General features: G+C 44.8%; 15 protein-coding genes. All 15 read left to right on the top strand.

What is annotated here, in order from left to right; translation table 11 throughout:
- The first annotated feature begins 43 nt into the window (after nucleotides 1-43).
- The 15 genes from DWZ47_RS13005 (at nucleotide 44) to DWZ47_RS12935 (ending at nucleotide 21,693) form a co-directional block, all read left to right on the top strand.
- A complete protein-coding gene (locus DWZ47_RS13005) occupies nucleotides 44-1,336 on the top strand; it encodes a sensor histidine kinase (protein ID WP_008025737.1) in 1,293 nt (430 codons plus the stop codon).
- Nucleotides 1,337-1,433: 97 nt separating this feature from the next.
- Nucleotides 1,434-3,986: a DUF5686 and carboxypeptidase-like regulatory domain-containing protein gene (locus DWZ47_RS13000; protein ID WP_117513409.1), complete on the top strand. Its 2,553-nt coding sequence runs from the start codon at nucleotides 1,434-1,436 to the stop codon at nucleotides 3,984-3,986.
- Between the two features lie 108 nt (nucleotides 3,987-4,094).
- On the top strand, nucleotides 4,095-5,384 hold the full coding sequence (locus DWZ47_RS12995; RefSeq protein WP_004300682.1) for an inositol-3-phosphate synthase: 1,290 nt from the start codon (nucleotides 4,095-4,097) through the stop codon (nucleotides 5,382-5,384).
- Between the two features lie 162 nt (nucleotides 5,385-5,546).
- A complete protein-coding gene (locus DWZ47_RS12990) occupies nucleotides 5,547-6,026 on the top strand; it encodes a phosphatidylglycerophosphatase A (protein ID WP_004326579.1) in 480 nt (159 codons plus the stop codon).
- Nucleotides 6,027-6,040: 14 nt separating this feature from the next.
- Nucleotides 6,041-6,508 (top strand): GtrA family protein, encoded by a 468-nt coding sequence (locus DWZ47_RS12985; protein WP_081104589.1) that lies wholly within the window; start codon nucleotides 6,041-6,043, stop codon nucleotides 6,506-6,508.
- Nucleotides 6,509-6,611: 103 nt separating this feature from the next.
- A complete protein-coding gene (locus tag DWZ47_RS12980; RefSeq protein ID WP_009040796.1) occupies nucleotides 6,612-7,262 on the top strand; it encodes a CDP-alcohol phosphatidyltransferase family protein in 651 nt (216 codons plus the stop codon).
- Nucleotides 7,263-7,400: 138 nt separating this feature from the next.
- Nucleotides 7,401-8,318, top strand: a complete 918-nt coding sequence (locus DWZ47_RS12975) for a phosphatase PAP2 family protein (RefSeq protein WP_004326585.1) — start codon at nucleotides 7,401-7,403, stop codon at nucleotides 8,316-8,318.
- A 108-nt stretch (nucleotides 8,319-8,426) separates the two neighbouring features.
- Nucleotides 8,427-9,437, top strand: a complete 1,011-nt coding sequence (locus DWZ47_RS12970) for a lysylphosphatidylglycerol synthase transmembrane domain-containing protein (protein ID WP_117513406.1) — start codon at nucleotides 8,427-8,429, stop codon at nucleotides 9,435-9,437.
- 133 nt (nucleotides 9,438-9,570) lie between these two features.
- Entirely contained in the window at nucleotides 9,571-10,743 is a 1,173-nt protein-coding gene (locus tag DWZ47_RS12965; RefSeq protein WP_117513404.1) for an iron-containing alcohol dehydrogenase, read from the top strand.
- A gap of 219 nt (nucleotides 10,744-10,962) precedes the next feature.
- Nucleotides 10,963-14,100, top strand: a complete 3,138-nt coding sequence (locus DWZ47_RS12960) for a SusC/RagA family TonB-linked outer membrane protein (protein WP_008648740.1) — start codon at nucleotides 10,963-10,965, stop codon at nucleotides 14,098-14,100.
- Between the two features lie 8 nt (nucleotides 14,101-14,108).
- Nucleotides 14,109-15,668: a RagB/SusD family nutrient uptake outer membrane protein gene (locus DWZ47_RS12955; RefSeq protein WP_117513402.1), complete on the top strand. Its 1,560-nt coding sequence runs from the start codon at nucleotides 14,109-14,111 to the stop codon at nucleotides 15,666-15,668.
- A gap of 12 nt (nucleotides 15,669-15,680) precedes the next feature.
- Complete coding sequence (locus DWZ47_RS12950) at nucleotides 15,681-16,406, top strand: DUF4843 domain-containing protein (RefSeq protein ID WP_117513401.1); 726 nt, start codon at nucleotides 15,681-15,683, stop codon at nucleotides 16,404-16,406.
- Nucleotides 16,407-16,415: 9 nt separating this feature from the next.
- Nucleotides 16,416-18,056, top strand: a complete 1,641-nt coding sequence (locus tag DWZ47_RS12945; protein WP_117513399.1) for a PKD-like family lipoprotein — start codon at nucleotides 16,416-16,418, stop codon at nucleotides 18,054-18,056.
- Nucleotides 18,057-18,108: 52 nt separating this feature from the next.
- Entirely contained in the window at nucleotides 18,109-19,083 is a 975-nt protein-coding gene (locus DWZ47_RS12940) for a fimbrillin family protein (RefSeq protein ID WP_117513397.1), read from the top strand.
- A gap of 42 nt (nucleotides 19,084-19,125) precedes the next feature.
- Nucleotides 19,126-21,693 carry a zinc-dependent metalloprotease gene (locus DWZ47_RS12935; protein ID WP_117513453.1) on the top strand — a complete coding sequence of 856 codons (2,568 nt, stop codon included), beginning with the start codon at nucleotides 19,126-19,128 and terminating at the stop codon, nucleotides 21,691-21,693.
- Nucleotides 21,694-21,836: the final 143 nt, after the last annotated feature.

Raw genomic sequence — 21,836 nt, 5'->3', positions numbered from 1 at the left:
ACGTGCCTAATAATATTAAGATTAACCGTTAACCACAGATAACGTGCGTATAAAAGGATTCTTTTACATACTAGTCTTTCTGCTGCTGGCATTAGGTAGTGTATTGCTGTTCCTTTCCAGTCAACTGAATACAATCTTTTTCTACATAGGGGAGGGGCTGATACTTTTCATCCTCATTTATCTGACCTTTTTCTATCGTAAGATTGTGAAGCCGTTGAATACAATCGGAAGCGGTATGGAACTGTTGCGTGAGCAGGATTTCAGTAGCCGCCTTAGTCCTGTAGGTCAATATGAGGCCGATCGTGTGGTGAATATTTTCAACCGCATGATGGAGCAGCTCAAGAATGAACGTCTCCGTCTGCGTGAACAGAATAATTTTCTCGATTTGCTGATTAAAGCTTCTCCGATGGGAGTGATTATAACTTCCCTTGATGAAGACCTTTCGGAATTGAATCCGATGGCTTTGAAAATGCTGGGTGTTCGTTTGGAAGACGTACAAGGCAAGAAGATGAAAGAGATTGATTCTCCGTTAGCGGTGGAATTGGCCAACCTCCCGAAAGGAGAGAAGGTAACCGTCCGTCTGAACGACTCGAATATCTACCGGTGTACTCATTCTTCTTTCATTGATCGTGGATTTCAGCATCCCTTCTACTTGGTAGAAACCCTCACCGACGAAGTGATGAAAGCGGAAAAGAAAGCATACGAGAAAGTGATCCGCATGATTGCCCACGAAGTGAACAACACGACTGCCGGCATTACTTCCACACTGGATACGGTAGAACAAGCCCTTTCCAGCGAAGAAGGAATGGAAGACATCTGCGACGTGATGCGTGTATGTACCGACCGTTGTTTCTCAATGAGTCGTTTCATCACCCGTTTTGCCGATGTGGTGAAAATCCCCGAACCGACACTTTCTTCTGTCAACCTGAATGATTTGGTTTTCACCTGCAAGCGGTTTATGGAAGGAATGTGTAATGACCGTCGCATTACACTCCGCATGGAAATGGACGAAAGTCTGAAAGATGTGATGCTGGATGCCGCTTTGTTTGAGCAAGTACTCGTAAACATCATCAAAAATGCAGCGGAAAGCATTGAAACCGATGGGGAAATAATAGTCCGCACCCTCGCTCCGGCTACTGTTGAAGTGATAGATAACGGTCAGGGAATCAGCAAAGAAACAGAAGCTAAACTGTTCAGTCCTTTCTTCTCCACCAAACCGAACGGTCAGGGAATCGGACTTATCTTTATTCGCGAAGTACTGATGCGTCATGGGTGCACATTCTCTTTGCGAACCTATGCCGACGGACTGACCCGATTCCGTATTATTTTCCCCTAATTGTGTCAAATAAGAACATTTCTTCCATCAAATAGACCTTTTTTTGTCTTGAAATCACTCCTACCTTTGCCCCGCTCAATTCAATAGGATTTAAGGTATGAGATTAATGAAAAAAGGCACATTGACGCTCTTTCTTTTATTGGCTATCAGTATTCCGCTAAGTGCGCAGTATGTGGTACAAGGGGTGGTGACTGATTCTCTGACCAAAGAACCTTTGCCTTATGCATCTGTACGCTTAAAAGACACGACCGAAGGAACTACTACCGGAAGCGACGGACGCTTTTACTTCAAAACTCATCGCTCCGAAGCAGTGCTTGTAATCTCTGTAATCGGATATAATGACTATGTCCGCACCATTCGCCCTGCCCATAATGCATCCTATAAAGTAGCGCTTGCGCCTACCGAATACGCGCTTGGTGAAGTGGTAGTCAAACCCAAACGTGAACACTACCGGAAGAAAGATAATCCTGCCGTAGAATTTGTCCGCCGTATGATTGAAAGCCGTGACAACTACTCTCCCTACGAGAAAGACTTCTGGCAACGCGAACGTTATGAAAAGACCACCTTTGCGTTGAATAACTTCGATGAAGAGAAACAGAAAAAATGGCTATATCGTAAATTTGATTTCCTGACGGAATATGTAGATACTTCTGCCGTTACCGGTAAACCGATTCTGACGGTATCAGCCCGTGAACTGCTTGCCACAGACTATTACCGGAAATCTCCCCGTTCCGAGAAGCAATGGGTGAAAGGACGCAAACAGGCCGGTGTCGATGAGTTTCTCTCTAAACAAGGGATGCAGGCAGCCATCAATGAAGTCTTTAAAGATGTCGATATCTACGAAAACAACATTTCCCTGTTTACAAATAAGTTTGTCAGTCCCTTGTCCCGTATCGGTACAGGCTTTTATAAATATTACCTGATGGACACGTTGCAGATTGCCGGAGAGCCTTGTGCAGACCTCGCTTTCACACCTTTTAATTCCGAGTCTTTCGGTTTCAACGGACACCTGTATGTGACGCTCGACTCTACCTACTTTGTCAAACGTGCCGTATTCAACTTTCCCAAAAAGATAAACCTGAACTTTGTAGACTACATGTTGCTCGAACAGGAATTTAAGCGCGCTGAAGACGGCACACGCCTGCTCGATCATGAAAGTATCACTGTTGAGTTTAAACTGACCGAAGGACAGGACGGTATTTTTGCCCGCCGTGTAGCGGATTACAGCAACTACACCTTTACGCCGACTGCCGAAGCCGACAAAGCCTTCACCAAACCCGAACGTATTATTGAAGAGACGGAAGCCCTGTCGCGTCCCGAAACATTCTGGGCGGAGAATCGTCCACAAGCCGCCATCTCCCAGCAGGAAAACTCGGTAGACCGCCTGATGACACAATTACGCAGTTATCCGGTATATTACTGGACGGAAAAAGTGCTTTCCATTCTCTTTACGGGATATATTCCCACCTCCAAAGAAGCACCACTTTTCTATATCGGCCCGATGAATGCCACTATCAGCGGTAACACATTGGAAGGTCCCCGTATCCGTGCCGGAGGTATGACTACCGCCTGGCTCAATCCGCACCTGTTTGGCAAAGGATATGTGGCTTACGGGTTTAAAGATGAAAGAGTGAAAGGATTAGCAGAACTGGAATATTCTTTCAAAAAGAAGAAAGAATACGCCAACGAATTTCCCATCCATTCATTGAAATTGCGTTACGAATCAGATGTGAACCAGTATGGACAAAATTACCTGTATACAAGCAAAGACAATGTGTTCCTGGCCTTGAAACGTGAGAAGGACGACCGTATCGGCTATTTCCGGCAGGCGGAGATGACCTATACCAATGAGTTTTATTCCGGCTTTTCTTTCCAGTTGACAGCGCGTACACGGAAAGATGAGTCCTCCTACCTGATTCCTTTTTTAAAGAAAGAAGGAGATACCTACACCCCGGTAAAAGATTTCTCTATCAGTGCCGCAGAGTTGAAGTTGCGTTATGCTCCGAACGAGAAATTCTTCCAGACCCAATGGAACCGTTTTCCCGTATCGTTGGATGCACCGGTGTTTACCTTGTCGCATACCATTGCCGGAAAAGGAGTGTTGGGCAGCGATTACACCTACAATCATACCGAAGCCGGTATTCAGAAACGCTTCTGGTTTTCCGCGTTCGGCTATACGGACGTTATACTAAAAGCAGGTAAAGTGTGGGATAAAGTACCTTTTCCGTTGCTTATCATGCCTAATGCCAACCTTTCTTATACCATCCAACCGGAATCTTACTCGTTGATGAATGCGATGGAATTTATGAACGATGAGTATTTCTCGTGGGATGTTACTTATTTCCTCAACGGATGGCTGTTCAACCGGGTACCGTTGTTGAAAAAACTAAAATGGAGGGAAATAGTTTCCTGTCGTGGATTATATGGACATTTGAACGATAAAAACAACCCGGCTTTGAGTGACGGTTTGTTCGCTTTTCCGATAGAGAACACACAAACAATGGGAAAAACACCTTATGTGGAGGCGGGTGTCGGTATCGAAAACATTTTCAAGGTGTTACGTTTGGACTATATTTGGAGGCTCACTTATCGTGATTCGCCCGGGATTGACAGATCAGGCTTGAGAATAAGTCTCCACATGACCTTTTAAAAGTTAAATCCTGCTAATTGCAATGTTTATATGACAAATAAAGACTGTATTAGTAATTAATTAATCTTATTTTTGCATCAATTTTAGTTTAATTTTAATAGAATAGAAATGAAACAAGAAATTAAACCCGCTACCGGGCGTCTTGGCGTACTGGTAGTTGGAGTGGGTGGTGCGGTAGCTACCACGATGATTGTAGGTACACTAGCCTCTCGCAAGGGACTGGCAAAACCGATAGGATCTATTACACAGTTAGCCACAATGCGCATGGAGAACAACGAAGAAAAACTCATCAAGGACGTTGTGCCCTTGACGAATTTGGAAGACATTGTTTTCGGAGGATGGGATATTTTCCCGGACAACGCATACGAAGCTGCTATGTACGCCGAGGTTTTGAAAGAAAAAGACCTGAATGGAGTAAAAGAAGAGTTGGAAGCTATCAAACCGATGCCGGCTGCTTTCGATCACAACTGGGCAAAACGTCTGAACGGTACACACGTGAAGAAGGCTGCTACCCGTTGGGAAATGGTAGAACAACTTCGTCAGGATATCCGCGACTTCAAAGCTGCTAACAACTGCGAACGCGTAGTGGTGCTTTGGGCTGCAAGTACTGAAATTTACATTCCGCTGTCTGACGAACACATGTCACTCGCTGCTTTAGAGAAAGCAATGAAGGAAAACAATACAGACGTGATTTCTCCGAGTATGTGTTACGCGTATGCTGCTATTGCAGAAGACGCTCCGTTCGTGATGGGTGCTCCTAACTTGTGTGTGGATACTCCTGCTATGTGGGAATTCTCTAAACAAAAGAATGTACCTATCTCCGGTAAAGACTTCAAGAGTGGTCAGACACTGATGAAAACCGTATTGGCTCCGATGTTCAAAACCCGTATGCTGGGTGTGAACGGTTGGTTCTCTACCAATATCCTCGGTAACCGCGACGGTGAAGTGCTCGATGATCCGGACAACTTCAAGACAAAAGAAGTCAGCAAGCTGTCTGTAATCGATACTATCTTCGAACCTGAAAAATATCCGGATCTCTACGGAGATGTTTATCATAAAGTACGTATCAACTATTATCCTCCCCGCAAAGACAACAAAGAAGCATGGGACAACATCGACATCTTCGGATGGATGGGCTACCCGATGGAAATCAAGGTGAACTTCCTTTGCCGCGACTCTATCCTTGCAGCTCCTATCGCTCTTGACCTTGTGTTGTTCAGCGACTTGGCAATGCGTGCAGGCATGTGTGGCATCCAGACTTGGTTGTCATTCTTCTGCAAGAGCCCGATGCACGATTTCGAACATCAGCCCGAACACGACTTGTTTACACAATGGAGAATGGTAAAACAGACATTGCGTAACATGATTGGTGAAAAAGAACCTGATTACTTAGCTTAATCAGTAACCCCAAATAATAAGTTGAGATTGAGATTTACCATCCTATAAAGACTGGTGGATACTCAACCTCAACTTTTACTTTTTTATTGTACAAATTCCCCATTCGTTTGGGGGACTCGTGACACAACCGACTCGTAGTTTGTAATTAGTAATTAGTAATAAATGAAGCGTCCTCCCTTTCTACCTGTTTTTATAGGCACGGGCTTTGGCTCCGGTTTTTCTCCTTTTGCTCCCGGCACGGCTGGGGCGTTACTGGCTTCTATCATTTGGATTGCACTTTATTTTCTCCTTCCTTTCTCTTGGGTATTATGGCTGACTGCCGCTTTGGTGATTGTATTTACATTCGCCGGCATTTGGGCTGCCGATAAGCTGGAGACTTATTGGGGAGAAGATCCTTCGCGTGTGGTAGTGGATGAGATGGTGGGAGTGTGGATACCGTTGTTGGCTGTTCCCAATGATGACAAATGGTTTTGGTACGTGATTGCGGCTTTTGCCTTGTTCCGCATCTTTGATATAGCCAAACCGTTGGGCATACGTCGTATGGAAAGCCTGAAAGGTGGGGTAGGGGTCATGATGGACGATGTTTTGGCGGGAGTGTATAGTTTTATATTGTTAGTGGGAGCGAGATGGGTGATTGGCTGAAAAAAGTTGCACGGATGATTTCCCAGAAAGGCGGCATCTTCATGTTTTTGAGGGCGCAGCTTTCTGCTCAAATGGCAACTATTGCAGACTTTCTCGTTACGATTCTTCTGGTCAGGCTGTTTGATGTCTACTATGTATATGCCACCCTGGCGGGAGCTATCTATGGAGGAATCGTTAATTGCGTTATCAACTATAAATGGACTTTTAAATCGAAAGGAAAGAAAACACACGTTGCTGTAAAATTTATCCTTGTATGGGTTTGCAGTGTTTGGCTCAATACGTGGGGAACGTATGCACTGACGGAATCATTAGCGAAGATTCCCTGGGTACGCAACACACTTAGCCTGTATTTCGGAGATTTTTTCATTATTCCTAAAGTGGTAGTGGCAGTCATCGTGGCACTGTTCTGGAACTATAATATGCAACGCTTTTTTGTTTACCGGAATATAGATATAAGAAGTTTGTTCGGAAAAAGAAACTGAAAAACGGATTGAAAAGACTGATGAGAAAACGAAAGAATTAGATATATACAGATTGAGAAAACAGAAGATTTAGATAAAAATAGCTATAAACAGATTTAAACAGATGAATTACAGAGATTATTTACAACAGTTGATTTATAAGATTATCAATCCCCTGATACGCGGAATGATTAAAATAGGAATCACTCCTAACTTTATCACCACTACCGGATTTATCCTGAATGTAGTAGCGGCAGGTATGTTTGTATATGCCGGCATATATGGCGGACAGAACGATTTGGCCATTATCGGCTGGGCAGGAGGTGTGATTTTGTTTGCCGGACTGTTCGATATGATGGACGGACGTGTAGCTCGCCTAGGCAACATGAGTTCCAAGTTCGGTGCGCTTTACGATTCAGTACTCGACCGTTATAGTGAATTGATGACTTTCTTTGGTATCTGTTACTATTTATCAATGAAAGATTATTTCCTTTATGCACTCATTGCATTTGTGGCACTAATCGGCTCACTGATGGTAAGCTATGTGCGTGCCCGTGCCGAAGGCTTAGGAATTGAATGTAAAGTCGGATTCATGCAACGTCCGGAACGCGTAGTGCTGACCAGTCTCGGAGCTTTGTTCTGTGGCGTTTTCAAAGATATCACCGTTTTCGAACCAATCCTGATTATGATTGTTCCTCTGGCTTTTGTTGCCCTGTTTGCCAATATCACGGCATTTGCTCGTGTGAGACATTGCTACAAAGTGATGAAAGAATGAATTAATTTACTGTTGGACGATTTACTATTTACATCGTACATCCTAAATAGTACATCGTAAATAGTCCAATAGTAAATAGTCTAATAGTAAATAGTCTAGTTGTCTAATCAAAACATTATAATGATAAAGAATATTCAAATGCCGTCGAAGAGAGAAGCCCTGACTGTGACAGTCATTATGGCTCTTTTCCTTTTGCTGACAAGTATCTTCATCGGGCTTCGTTCCGAGCACCTGTTAATGGCGGTACTCTATTTAGTTTTATTTTTTGCCGGATTACCTACTCGTAAGTTGGCTGTGGCCCTGTTACCTTTCGCCATTTTTGGAATCTCGTATGACTGGATGCGTATTTGCCCCAACTACGAAGTGAACCCGATTGATGTGGCCGGACTGTATAATCTCGAAAAGTCTCTTTTCGGAGTAATGGATAATGGTCTTCTGGTTACTCCTTGCGAATACTTCGCTGCACACAACTGGCCGATAGCGGACGTTTTTGCCGGAATCTTCTACCTTTGTTGGGTTCCCGTTCCCATCCTGTTCGGTCTTTGCCTGTATTTCAAGAAAGAAAGAAAAACCTACCTTCGCTTTGCGTTAGTATTCTTGTTTGTCAATTTGATTGGTTTTGCCGGTTATTATATTCATCCGGCCGCTCCGCCTTGGTATGCCATCAACTACGGTTTCGAACCGATATTAAACACACCGGGTAATGTTGCAGGATTGGGACGCTTTGATGCATTCTTCGGAGTAACCATCTTTGATTCTATCTACGGGCGTAATGCTAATGTTTTTGCGGCAGTGCCTTCACTGCATGCGGCCTATATGGTAGTTGCATTGGTGTATGCCATTATTGGTAAATGCAGGTGGTATGTGGTTACTCTTTTCTCTATTATCATGGTCGGCATTTGGGGAACAGCTATTTATTCATGCCATCATTATATCATTGATGTATTACTTGGCATCTCTTGCGCGTTAATCGGTTGGCTGGTATTCGAATACATATTGATGAGAATCCCGGCGTTCAAAAGATTCTTCGAAAGATATTATACGTATATAAAGTAAGATTATATGTGAATAAAGTGAGATATATACCCATACAAAAAGCAAGTATATACTCATATAAAAGCAGATATATACCCATATAAAAAATAGATATAAGTCTCACAAATAGTGAAGAACAAGTACCGTAATATATTTCTCGCTTTTGGTATCATTGCCGTTCTGATAATGATATTCACTTTTGATATGGATTATCAGGAGCTTTGGCTGAATTTGAAGCGTGCAGGGGTATATTTACCTTTGGTTTTGTTGCTATGGCTGTTTGTCTACCTTATTAATACAGTATCGTGGTACATCATCATCCGTAGTGGTGGTAAGACGGGGGTTTCATTTGTCCGGCTCTACAAATTCACAGTAACAGGTTTTGCGCTTAATTACGTGACTCCTGTTGGGCTGATGGGAGGCGAACCATATCGCATTATGGAGCTGAAACCCTATATAGGAATAGAACGCGCCACCTCTTCCGTGATTCTTTATGTGATGATGCATATCTTTTCCCACTTTTGCTTTTGGTTAAGTTCAGTGTTGCTTTACGTTTGTCTCTATCCGGTGGGGTGGATGATGGGGATAATCTTAGGAGCTATTACTGTCTTTTGCTTGCTGATTGTTATTCTTTTTATGAAAGGCTATCGGCAGGGGATGGCTGTGGCTTTTGTCCGTATGGGTGGTCGTATTCCTTTTCTGAAAAAGAAAGTATTTCATTTTGCAAACGCGCATAAAGAGAAGTTGGAGAATATAGACAAACAAATTGCCCTTCTCCACCAACAAAAGAAACAAACCTTTTATAGCGCCCTCTTACTGGAATATACCGCCCGTGTAGTCAGTTGTCTTGAAATATGGCTGATACTGAACGTGCTGACCACCCATGTCAGCTTTGCCGACTGCTGCCTGATTGCGGCTTTCTCTTCTTTACTTGCTAATCTGCTGTTTTTCCTGCCTATGCAATTGGGAGGTCGTGAAGGTGGCTTTGCCCTCGCCGTAGGCGGCCTTTCCCTTTCCGGAGCTTACGGAGTCTATGCCGCTTTGATTACCCGTATACGCGAAATGGTCTGGATTGTAATCGGACTTGTACTAATGAAAGTAGGAAATTTTAAACAATCAAAAGAAAGATATTCTGCTTAAATTTATAACTTTGTCTGATCTATAAAGACTCTTATGAAGGGCTCTATAAAAGAACTTATAGAAAAACTTGTCAAAGGAGTTCTATTTGGATCTATAGAAAAGACTGACGAAAAGACCTATAAAGAAAACGACAATGAATAATTTTATCTTTTACAGCCCTACTGAATTCGTGTTCGGTCGGGATACGGAAGCGCAGACCGGAGTGTTAGTACAGAAATACGGTGCACGCAAAATAATGATTGTTTATGGTGGCGGTTCCGTGATACGTAGCGGCTTGTTGGCCCGTGTTGAGAAATCATTGCAGGAAGTAGGTATTCCCTATTGCATGCTGGGTGGTGTACAGCCTAACCCGATAGACACGAAAGTGTATGAAGGAATCGATCTCTGCCGGAAAGAAAACGTAGACATGATGCTCGCCGTTGGTGGTGGCTCTGTGATTGATACGGCGAAAGCCATTGCAGCCGGAGTTCCTTACAACGGAGATTTCTGGGATTTCTACATCGGAAAAGCCATTGTGACGAAAGCATTGAAAGTAGCCGTTGTGTTAACGATTCCTGCTGCCGGAAGCGAAGGTTCCGGTAACACCGTCATCACGAAAGTCGATGGCTTACAGAAATTAAGCCTCCGTGCTCCCGGTGTACTACGTCCTGTTTTTGCCGTGATGAACCCCGAGCTGACCTACACACTTCCTCCTTTCCAAACCGCCTGCGGCATTGCCGATATGATGGCACACATCATGGAACGCTATTTCACCAACACGAAAGATGTAGAAATAGGCGATCGCCTGTGCGAAGGTACCCTGCTTGCCATCATCAAAGAGGCAACTACCGTCATGAAAGACCCCGAAAACTACGGAGCCCGTGCCAATCTGATGTGGTGCGGAACGATCGCCCACAATGGAACCTGTGGTGTAGGTTGTGAAGAGGACTGGGCTTCCCACTTCCTCGAACATGAAATCAGCGCCATCTATAACGTGACTCATGGTGCCGGACTCTCCGTAATCTTCCCTGCCTGGATGACATGGATGACAGAACACAATGTGGATAAGATAGCCCAATACACCATCCGAGTGTGGGGAGTGGCAGAATCAGACGATAAAAAGGCGGTAGCCCTTGAAGGAATTTCCCGTCTGAAATCCTTCTTTACTTCCATCGGCCTGCCTGTGACCTTCAAAGAACTTGGCATTGAGAATCCCGACATCGACCGCCTTGCAGATAGTCTGCACCGGAATAAAGGTGAATTGGTAGGCAACTATGTCAAATTAGCGAAACAGGACAGCAAAGAGATATACCGTCTGGCATTATAAAAAAACAGATATAACCGACAGCTGCATCATTTGCCTTTTGATAGAGGATAAATGATGCAGTTATTCTTTTTGCTATTGATTAATCCCTAAACAGAAGCAAAAAGATTTTGCTTTAATTATATTTTGGTATAATAGTTGTGTAAAATACCTAAAATTCGTGATTGCTCCGTCTATCATATAAGAATACTTTTGCGGGTGTAATAACTATATATATCCGTTATGCAAAAGCTAAATTCCGGGGCTTTGAATAGAATCTTATTGTTTGTATACATTTTATCACTATCTACTAATGCAATAGCCCAAAACAAAAATAATTCAAAAGAGACATATCTTCTTCCTCCACACGGAAATTATGTTTATGGCCGGGTGATTGAGAAACTCTCTAAAGAACCGATGGTAGGAGTGACGATTCGTTTGGATGGTCATTCTACTGGTGTAATTACCGATATAAACGGTTGCTATGTATTGACCCTGCCCGAAAAAGGCGGTCTGGTTATCTATTCCTACATCGGTTTTGAAACCCGTAAAATCAAAGTCACTTCCCGGCAGAAAGTCGATGTGCAGATGGTAGAAGCTACCGAAAGTATTCAGGAAGTGATTGTAACCGGCTATAACTCCATACAGAAAGAAAGTTTCACTGGAAATACCACAAAGATAGAGAAAGAAGACCTGTTAAAAGTCAACCCGAACAACCTGATTTCGGCCATTCAGACTTTCGATCCCTCTTTCAGAATACAGGAGAATCTGGCTGCTGGTTCCGATCCCAACAGCCTGCCTCAATTCGTCTTGCGTGGTCAGACCGGTATCGGAGAAACGACACTTGGGCAGACCTCCACCTCCTCCATTTCGCGGGAAGTGCTAAGCGGTAATTCCAACCTGCCTATCTTCATACTGGACGGCTTTGAAGTCGATGTAGAAAAGATATACGACCTCGATATGAATAGCATCCACAGCATCAATATCCTGAAAGATGCTGCCGCCACTGCCATGTACGGTTCACGTGCGGCCAACGGAGTAATTGTCATTGAACGGCGTGCGCCTGAAGCCGGAAAGTTCCGTGTACAGTATTCCGGAGTACTTTCTGCCGAACTGCCGGATTTATCCTCCTACAATCTGGTGAACGCCCGTGAGAAGCTGGAAACCGAACGCCTGGCAGGACTATATGACAGCAACACCCCGGAAATAGACCCCTATACCAACGGTTACTACCAACGACTCAATAATGTACTGACAGGTGTCGATACCTATTGGCTTTCTCAAGGACTACGCACGGCTCTGAACCATAAGCACTCCGTTTTCATAGACGGTGGAGAAAACGACGTGCGCTGGGGAGTGGAACTGGGATTCAGAGGAACGGAAGGAGTGATGAAACACTCTTCCCGTAAGAATGCCAATGCCGCTTTTTATGTAGACTACCGCATTGGCGGACTACAAATAAAGAACAAAGTGACCTACACTTATAACAAAAGTACAGATGTCCCCTTCAATTCATTCAGCGATTACTCCCATTTACTTCCTTATATGCGTCTGTATGATGAAAATGGCGATTATGTGCGCCGTCTCGAAAAGTTCGACGGGGCTAGCGGCACACAAGTAAATCCACTGTACGAAATCAACTTCTACAACAGCTTCGACCATTCCGGTTATGATGAAGTAACCGATGATCTTAGTCTGAATTGGCGTATCACCGACGGTCTGCGTCTGCGCGGTCAGTTTTCCGTCCTGATGAGAAATTCTACCGGTGATCTGTACAAAGATCCCGCATCGGCCAGTTATTCAGCCAGTACAGGCAACATCAATGGTGAAAAAACAGAATCCACACAAAAGAGAACAGTGATAGACGGAAGCCTGTCACTCATGTACAACAATACCTTCAAGGGACACAATCTCAATATCTGCTTGTCCTCCAACATGAGACAAACGCAGAGCACTGCTTCCGAAACACGTTACCGGGGATTTCCGGGTGGCGACCTTGTCTCTTCAAACTATGCGGCAGAAGTATACGGAAAGCCCAGCAGCTCCGATAATACCACCCGCTTGGTAGGAGCCTTGCTCACTTCCAACTACACCTACAACAATATCTATCTCGCCGACCTTACAGGACGTATCGACGGTTCTTCCGAATTCGGTTCCGATAAAAGATGGTCCATGTTCTGGTCAACAGGAGCAGGAATCAACATTCATAATTATGATTTTATGAAGTCGAATGAACTCTTTTCCATGTTGAAGTTCCGTGTCTCCTACGGACTGACCGGAAAGACCAACTTCTCCCTCTATTCGGCCAAAGATATGTATCAGCTGCAAACAGACAGCTGGTATCCCACAGGCTACGGTGTATTCCTCTATCAGATGGGAAATCCGAACCTGAAATGGGAACGTAAATACACCCTCGACTATGGAGTTGAAATCGGACTGTGGCACGATAAAATCTATCTGAAAGCCTCTGCCTACGACGAGCGTACCATCGACCTGATAACCGATTATACCATCCCTTCCTCTACCGGATTCACCTCCTACAAAGAAAACATGGGAAAGGTGAAAAACACCGGCGTCGAACTGGAACTGCGGGCACGACTTTACAGTGACAGAAACTGGCTCTTCCAGCTCTACGGCAGCTTTGCAAGAAACAAAAACACGATTATTGAAATCTCCCAGGCAATGCGCGACTATAATAAAAGAGTGGAAGAACTGTTCAGCGGATATAACCCCGAAAGCAGCTCCGATTCAAAATATGCTAAAACATACCTGAAATATTACGAAGGAGCCTCTCTGACCTCTATTTACGGGATGAAGTCATTGGGAATCAGCCCCACAAACGGCAAAGAAATCTACCTTCGCCGGAATGGTGACGTTACCGATGTATGGTCTGCCGACGAATGGACCATTATTGGCGATACAGCTCCCAAGGGACAAGGCTCATTCGGTTATACCCTGTCCTATAAACAGTTATCCATGTTTGCTTCTTTCCTCTATACTTTTGGTGGAGATGCTTACAACAATACCCTCGTCTCCTATGTAGAGAATGCCGACATTAAAAATGACAATGTAGATAAGCGGGTATTGCTCGACCGTTGGCAGAAACCGGGAGACATAACCACCATGAAAGATATTCGTGACCGTAATGTCACCACCGGCGCATCTTCGCGTTTTGTACAGAAAAACAATACCCTGCAATGGAGTTCATTGACAATGAGCTACAATTTCCGTCCCGAACAATTAAAGAAACTCCATCTGTCCGGCCTGCGTCTTTCGTTCACGATGAACGACCTGTTCTATTGGTCTACCATCCGTCAGGAACGGGGACTGGATTATCCTTATTCGCGTTCATTCAATCTGACTACTAACATCATATTCTAACCATACAAATGAAGAAACTAATCAGCCATATACTAATAACCCTGACAGGAATGTTAGCCGTTTCCTGCAATGCCTGGCTGGACGTAACACCAGAAAATGCGATTGCCGACGACGATCTGTTTTCCACCGGTTTCGGCTACCGGAACGCCCTGAATGGTATCTACACCAATCTGGCGTCCGACGAACTTTACGGTAAGCAACTAAGCTGGGGATTCCTTAGTGCCATCTCCCAGCAATACAATCAAAAGGCCGGAACCATCTCTCCGATGTATGCCGACGCTTCCGAACTTATCTATAACACGGTCGACACCGAACCCGTCGTGACAGCTATCTGGGAAAAAGGCTATAAAGTGATAGCCAACCTGAACAAGCTCATCGAGAACATCCGGCCCACGGACATCTCTTTGTTCGAATACGGAGAAGAAGAGAAAAACCTCATTTACGCCGAAGCCTTGTCATTAAGAGCCATGATGCATTTTGACCTGCTTCGCCTGTTTGCCCCTGCAACGGCAACCAATCCTTCGGGCACCTATCTTCCTTACCGCGATAAATATGAAGCTGCAGTGGTAGAAAAATGCACCGTTACCGATTTTATTGAGAAAGTCCTGAAAGACCTGCTCGAAGCGGAAGACATTCTGCGGAAGTTTGACACCGAATACCATCCCGAAGCGATGTATGCTTCACAAATGTACGAGCCTACTCCCGAATGGAATGCCCGCTACCGCTTCAACTCCGGTTCCTATATAGACGATATGGGAGCATTCTTCTGGTATCGTGGCATCCGCATTAATTATCTGGCACTGTTGGGCTTGAAAGCCCGTGTCTGCATCTATGCCGGTCCTGCCTACTACAAGAATGCCGAGACAGCCGCCAAAGAACTTTACAACACCTATTACCAGCAGAAACGGTGGATAGGCTTTACAGAAGGAGAGAACATTACCTGCAATCTCAATTCCCGATATACAAAAGTCTCCCACGACATATTGTTCGGCTTGTACAAGAAACAGCTGGCTACGGATTATGAACAGGCCGTATGGGGCTCTTCCTCTTCTTCGTCAACCACCCGTTTGCCGTTGGCAAATATCCCTTCCCTGTTTGCTTCGGACAATACGGGCGTATATACCGACTATCGGTTCACCTACCTGATCGGGACTACCAATGAAACCCAGTCGAAGTATTACACACTGAAGTATAACCCTTCCGTAGAATCAGTAGTAGAAGCAATGGAGAATCCGATGATACCAGTGATCCGGTTCAGTGAAATCTGTCATATCCTGGCGGAGATCAGTAGCTATAATGGCAAGATAACCGAAGGAATCAACTACCTCGAAACAGTTCGAAAAGCCCGTGGAGCTGAACGTACCCTTAGTCTGACAGTCAGCACCCGTGAACAACTGGATGCCGAAATACTGCTCGATATACGGAAAGAAATGATAGGCGAAGGTGGAACCTTCTACACCTACAAACGGATGAACCTCTCCACCGTGCCCGATTCCGACGAGGAAGGAGAAATCAACATGACAGGTTCTTATGTACTTCCATTGCCTACCAGTGAAACAACCAACTAATGCCCGGATAAGATGAAACGAATATTGACATATACCACCTTCTGCCTGCTGCTCGTTTTCGCCTCCTGCAGCGAAGAGCAACTGGAAGTTTATCATGGAGACAACTACGTCTATTTCACTTACATGAACGATAAGTCTCCCCAGAAAATAACATTCAATTTTGCCACGGATGCACCCTTGCTTCGGGAAGGAACCGTGAAAGTGAAAATGACACTTCTTGGCTACCTGCTCGAAGAAAATGCTACCTGTGATATTTCCGCAGTGGGAGAGAAGAGCACCGCCCGTTCCGGCATCGATTATGCCCCTTTGACTTCCGGCATCTTCCATAGCGGACTGGCAGAAGATACCTACGAAGTTACCGTCTATCGTAATGAAGCACTGCTCAACACAGAATATACACTTACCCTTTCGCTGGATGCAGTGGAAAACTGTCTGGTAGGCCCGGCAGAATATCAATACGTCACGATTCAAGTGACCGACCGGATTTCCCAACCTGTTTGGTGGAACCAGAGTTCGGCAGCCAATCTGGGTACTTATTCGGATATGAAATACCGTGTTTTTATCATTTTCATGGATGGTGAGATACTCGAATCATTGGATAAATACACCGGTATTGAGTTTGTCAACCTGATAGCCGACTTCAAGGCCTGGTGGAAAGACCAGTGGCAGCAAGGCAATTACCAATATTATGATACAGACGGAGTGACACCGCTGTATGAAACCATTCTCGATAACTGATAATAAATTATGAAGCGAAAAACAATACTATTCATTTCAATCCTGCAGCTTCTCGTGATAACCGGCTGTTATGACGATTTGGGAAACTATGACTATACAAACTCTACCAAAGTCTCTTTTGTGAACTCCGCTTCATCGGACTACACGTTTATGGTAGGCGACCTTTTCGAGATGGATGCGCCCATCAACTTCTCAACGGACATCGGGAATGTTGATGAACTTTTCACCGTTCAATGGTATCTGAACCGTGAACTGATCTACACAGGTTATCATCTGAAGTATCAGTTCGAAAAAGGCGGAACGTACGAACTGATACTGAAAGTCATCAATAAGGAAACGAATGAAACATACATCAGCAATAAATATACCCTGACGGGAAAGAACAGTTTCGACTGGGGCTGGATGATTCTCTCCGACAAAGGAGACGGAAAATCTTCTTTATCTTTCATCAATCCCGGCCTCCGGGCTACGCACGATGTAGAAAACACCATCGAAGATGGTCTGGGTACAGACCCGCGCGGGATCTATTACTATTATGTATTAGGCTCTATCTCCGGTTCCTACGTGTCAGGTTTGCCGAAAATCCTGATAAATCAGGGTAGTGGAAGTGTCACGCTGGATGGTAATTCGTTGCAAAAAGACATGTGGCTTGCCGACGAATTTGAAAACCGTAAAGAGCCGGAAGGCTTGAAGATAATGGACTTCGCATTCAAGGAAGAATATTACGTGATTTGCTCCGAACAGGGGGAAGTGTATATCCGTGCCGTAGGCACTGACAATAAAGCGATTCCTTATTACGGGAAGTACGGTGCCATGCCGTATGAGTTTGAGGGAGGCAGCCGCATCACTTGCTTCGCACCGTTCCACAATGTCACTTATTGGTGTGCCGATGAAGAACGTTGCATCTTGTATGATGAGCAGAATGCCCGTTTCATCGGTATTGCACATTATTCACAATGGGGAGCAGTTTATACTCCCGCCATTGTCTACTTCAAAACATACGATCAGGATTTGGAAGTCCCCTCCGGAGTGTTGCGGGTGAACGATATGGGAGCGGGAACCCGCTGCCTTGCCATAGGTGCTTACGAAAAAATAGATGTTGCCTCCAATGGCGGATTGACTTTCTGGGCAAACTATGTGTCATTGATCGACGTACAGGGAACCGGGAATTATAATCTGCATGAGTTTGCTGTGAAAGGAATGGATAATAACTCCCACCTTATCACCGGTACAGACCAATACGGATTCAGTGGCGGCTCTTTGTTGACTCCGCAAAGCATAATCAAGATGTCCTCCAACTTTGAGAAGAATCCCTATTTCTACTTTACCGATGGAGATAAGAACCTCTATGTGTACAGTATGCAGATGCGCAATCACGTATTAGCTTACACAGCGGACAGCCGTATCACCGGCATCAGCGGAAGCCCCATCGTTTGCGAGTTCTATGGCTACGGAGGGAATAGCACTGATCCTAACTTCCGGCTGGCGCTTTCGCAAGAAAATGGAAATATCACCGTCATTGACGTAAACAAGAGCCAGATGGTACGCCTTTTCGAAGGTTTCTCACCCGATCTGAAGTTACAGACTTTCACCGGTTTTGGCGATGTGAAAGGGATGGTGTGGTGCACGAACTATGAAGGAGAATATTAGAAAAAGAAAATAACCTATCAGTAAATAATTAATCATTTAAAACGAGAAAAGTATGAAAAATAGACTGTTTTATTTTGCCACTTGTGTGGCTTTGGCGTTGTCTTCAGTAAGTTGCAGCAGCGATGATGATGGTGAAGAAGAAGATATAGACATTCCTGTAGTAGGAAAAATAGCTGTTTCCGGTGCCTATAATGTGTACTCTCATGGAAGCCAGGGATGGATTGAAGCGGACAAGATAGGAATATACGTATTGTCTGACGGCAAACCGCAGGAAAACTTGCCGTATGCTCCGTCGGAAGTAGCTAAAGCTACTATGATGGAATATGAGGGCAAGACCTACATCACCTATGACAAAGAGGATTATGTGACTGATGAGGTGACTTTGAATCCTTCTTCCGAACTGTCTGCAGGATTTAAAAGTGGCGATCACACGATTTATGCATATACCCCTTATAGTGCAGCTTCACAAGATTACAAAACGGTAGCCTTGCCAAACATTTCAGTGCAGGAATACTATGCATCCGAATTTATGCCTAATCGTAAATATAGCTTTGCATACGCTTCGGCCACCACTTCCAGTTATTCGGCAGCTACGGTTACTTTGGGAGAATTCAAATCTCTGTTTTCACAGCTCACCTTGCCCGCACTGGAATGTCCCGATGCTTTAGCTGGAAAAACCTGCACTAAAATTGTGGTAACCTGCGACGAACATCCCCTGTCTTATGCAGACGGAGCTACCGTTAATCTGGCCACCGGTGAAATCAGTGGTACTCCTTTGAACAGCGTCACTTATAACATTCCCGACGGCCTGGTGGTAAATGCCGGATTTCCGGCTTTCGGGCTTCCGGCCTCACTGGAAACTGCTTACATGATGGTTGCCGTTCCCTTTGAAGAGGGGATGAATTATACCTATAAATTTACGCTGACAATCGGCGGACAGGAATATACGACTTCAGGCAAACCTAAAACAGGTTTCTGGTCGACGGATAATAACCTGAATATGAAAGATATTGCCGGTATCGAATAATTATTATCTTTGTATCTGTATATAAATATTAAAAAAGAAAGCATGAAGAAATTAGTTTCAATTCTGATGATTCTGGCAATGATTATCCCATTGGCCGGAGCACAATCGACGGACATCTTCAAGAAAAAGAAGAAAAAGAAGAGCAAGACGGAAGCGGTGGATAAAGCCAAGGCTGACTCCATTGCCAAGAGTAAGAAAGATGCTCTGCAACCTTACGCAAAAGTAATCACCGGCAAAGCCAAAACAATGGACGGCTTTTTTAAAGTGCATTACGTAGATGGTAAATATTTCTTCGAAATAGCCGACTCTCTTTTCGGACGTGATATTTTGATTGTGAACAGAGTTGTGAAAGCACCGGTAGACGCGCAGAAACGTAAAGTAGGCTATCCGGGAGATTACATCAGCGACGAAGTGATCCGTTTCGAGAAAGGACGCGGCGACAAACTGTTCGTGCGTGAAATCTCTTATCTCGAACATTCTGCTGATACACTGGGTATGTATCAGGCCGTATTGAACTCCAATGTTCAACCCATTGTGGCCACCTTCCCGCTGAAAACTGTCCGTAAAGAAGGAGAAACTACCAACTATGTGATCGACATGACCGACTATATCCGTAAGGACAACGAAATGTTTTCATTCACCAGCCGGGTGAAAGACAACATCGGAGCGAGCAGCATGGTAGACGACGCCAGTTATATCGACACACTGAAAGCCTTTCCGCAAAACATCGAAATACGTACCGTGCGTACCTTCCAGCGGAAGAAAGGAGGAGGCAGTGGACTTGAGAAACTGCTGGCAGCTTTCTTTGCCACCTCTACCACTCCGTTGACTTACGAACTGAACAGCTCTATGCTATTACTTCCCAAGGAACCGATGAAACCGAGATTGCACGACGACCGGGTAGGTTACTTTGCTGTGAGCTATAAGGATTTTGACGAGAATCCGCAAGGAGTGAAGTATAAAGCGAATATCACCCGCTGGCGTCTCGAACCCAAAGACGAAGACCGCGAGAAATACCTGCGTGGCGAATTGGTGGAACCAAAGAAACCGATTATCATTTATATCGACCCTGTCACTCCGAAGAAATGGGTTCCGTACCTTATTCAGGGAGTGAACGACTGGCAAGCCGCTTTTGAGAAAGCAGGATTCAAAAATGCAATCTTCGGCAAAGAAGCACCGACGGACGATCCTACCTGGAGCTTGGAAGACGCCCGCCATTCGGCTATCGTGTACAAGCCTTCCGATATTCCGAACGCAAGCGGACCTCACGTGCACGACCCTCGCAGCGGTGAAATTCTTGAAACGCATATCAACTGGTATCACAATGTGATGAGCCTGCTTTACAACTGGTACATCGTGCAGGCAGGAGCCATTGATCCGGGAGCACGCAAACCGATGTTCGACGATGAACTGATGGGCGAACTGGTACGTTTTGTATCTTCCCACGAGGTGGGACATACATTAGGACTGCGTCATAACTTCGGTTCTTCCAATACCGTCCCGGTAGAGAAACTTAGAGACAAAATATGGGTGGAAGCCAACGGTCATACACCGTCTATCATGGACTATGCACGCTTCAACTATGTGGCACAGCCGGAAGACAACGTTTCACGTTCGGGAATATTCCCCCGTATCGGTATGTATGATAAATGGGCGATTGAATGGGGCTATCGTTGGATGCCTGAATATGAAACGGCGGAAGCCGAAATACCTCATTTGAATAAGTGGATCATTGAGAAGCTGCGGGAGGACAAACGCTATACGTTCGGAACGGAACTCGACAGAAACGATCCCCGCAACCAGAGTGAAGATTTGGGAGATGATGCCATGCTGGCAAGCTCGTATGGAATCAAAAACCTGAAACGTGTGATGCCTGAAATCATGAACTGGACTTATGAACCGAATGAGGGTTATATGAAAGCTGTCCGTTTGTATCAGAATGTGGTGGGACAATTCGACTTGTACATGGGCCATGTGGCTACCAATGTGGCCGGTATCTACCACAATCCGATTTCTGTGGAACAGACAGACATGAAAGCGGTGGAATATGTTCCGAAGGATATTCAGAAGAAAGCGGTCGACTTCCTGAACAAGGAACTGTTTACCACACCGACCTGGCTGATGGATGATAAACTGTCCGAAAGAACTGGTATCAATACTTTCAATTCGATCTACCGTGTACAGAGCAGTACATTGAAACAACTGCTTAGCAGCCGCACACTTGATAAGATGACGGACAACGAACTGGTCAACGGAGCGAAGGCATACACAGCCAACGATTTGTTCCGTGATTTGAAGAAGAGTATCTGGAGCGATATGCAAGGAGGAAAGAAACCGGATGCTTCCCAACGTAGTTTGCAAAAGACTTATGTCAATGCGTTGATTGGAATGCTTGATAAACCGAAGAACAGTTCCGGTTCGCTCGGAAGTCTGGGTGGTTATTCGCTCGTAGCTTTCGATTTCCCTTCTGAAGCACCGACTATTGCACGCGGACAGTTGACTGATCTTAGAAGAGACCTGACCAATGCGGCAAATGCTTCCAGTGGAATATACAGAAGTCATTATCTGAACTTGAAAGCGTTGATTGATGCTGCATTCGACGTGAAGTAGAAAAATAATTTACGATTAAGTTCATTTACGATTAGACGATTTACGATGTACGATTGGAGTTAGTACATGGTAAGTCGTCTAATTTGTAGATTAGCTGATTGTAAATACGTTCTTTTTGCCCCATATTTACGACAGTATTAGGT

Source organism: Bacteroides sp. AF32-8BH (assembly GCF_003435205.1).
Classification (GTDB): domain Bacteria; phylum Bacteroidota; class Bacteroidia; order Bacteroidales; family Bacteroidaceae; genus Bacteroides; species Bacteroides ovatus.
The sequence above is the reverse complement of the archived record's forward strand: the minus strand, read 5'-3'. Positions and strand labels throughout refer to the sequence as shown.

Bases quoted from the DNA above. Each gene is read 5' to 3' on its own strand.
- DWZ47_RS12940 (WP_117513397.1), top strand. From the start codon at position 18,109: ATGAAAAATAGACTGTTTTATTTTGCCACTTGTGTGGCTTTGGCGTTG.
- DWZ47_RS12950 (WP_117513401.1), top strand. From the start codon at position 15,681: ATGAAACGAATATTGACATATACCACCTTCTGCCTGCTGCTCGTTTTC.
- DWZ47_RS12955 (WP_117513402.1), top strand. From the start codon at position 14,109: ATGAAGAAACTAATCAGCCATATACTAATAACCCTGACAGGAATGTTA.
- DWZ47_RS12965 (WP_117513404.1), top strand. From the start codon at position 9,571: ATGAATAATTTTATCTTTTACAGCCCTACTGAATTCGTGTTCGGTCGG.
- DWZ47_RS12985 (WP_081104589.1), top strand. From the start codon at position 6,041: ATGATTTCCCAGAAAGGCGGCATCTTCATGTTTTTGAGGGCGCAGCTT.
- DWZ47_RS12945 (WP_117513399.1), top strand. From the start codon at position 16,416: ATGAAGCGAAAAACAATACTATTCATTTCAATCCTGCAGCTTCTCGTG.
- DWZ47_RS12990 (WP_004326579.1), top strand. From the start codon at position 5,547: ATGAAGCGTCCTCCCTTTCTACCTGTTTTTATAGGCACGGGCTTTGGC.
- DWZ47_RS12975 (WP_004326585.1), top strand. From the start codon at position 7,401: ATGCCGTCGAAGAGAGAAGCCCTGACTGTGACAGTCATTATGGCTCTT.
- DWZ47_RS12935 (WP_117513453.1), top strand. From the start codon at position 19,126: ATGAAGAAATTAGTTTCAATTCTGATGATTCTGGCAATGATTATCCCA.
- DWZ47_RS12980 (WP_009040796.1), top strand. From the start codon at position 6,612: ATGAATTACAGAGATTATTTACAACAGTTGATTTATAAGATTATCAAT.
- DWZ47_RS12960 (WP_008648740.1), top strand. From the start codon at position 10,963: ATGCAAAAGCTAAATTCCGGGGCTTTGAATAGAATCTTATTGTTTGTA.
- DWZ47_RS12995 (WP_004300682.1), top strand. From the start codon at position 4,095: ATGAAACAAGAAATTAAACCCGCTACCGGGCGTCTTGGCGTACTGGTA.
- DWZ47_RS13000 (WP_117513409.1), top strand. From the start codon at position 1,434: ATGAGATTAATGAAAAAAGGCACATTGACGCTCTTTCTTTTATTGGCT.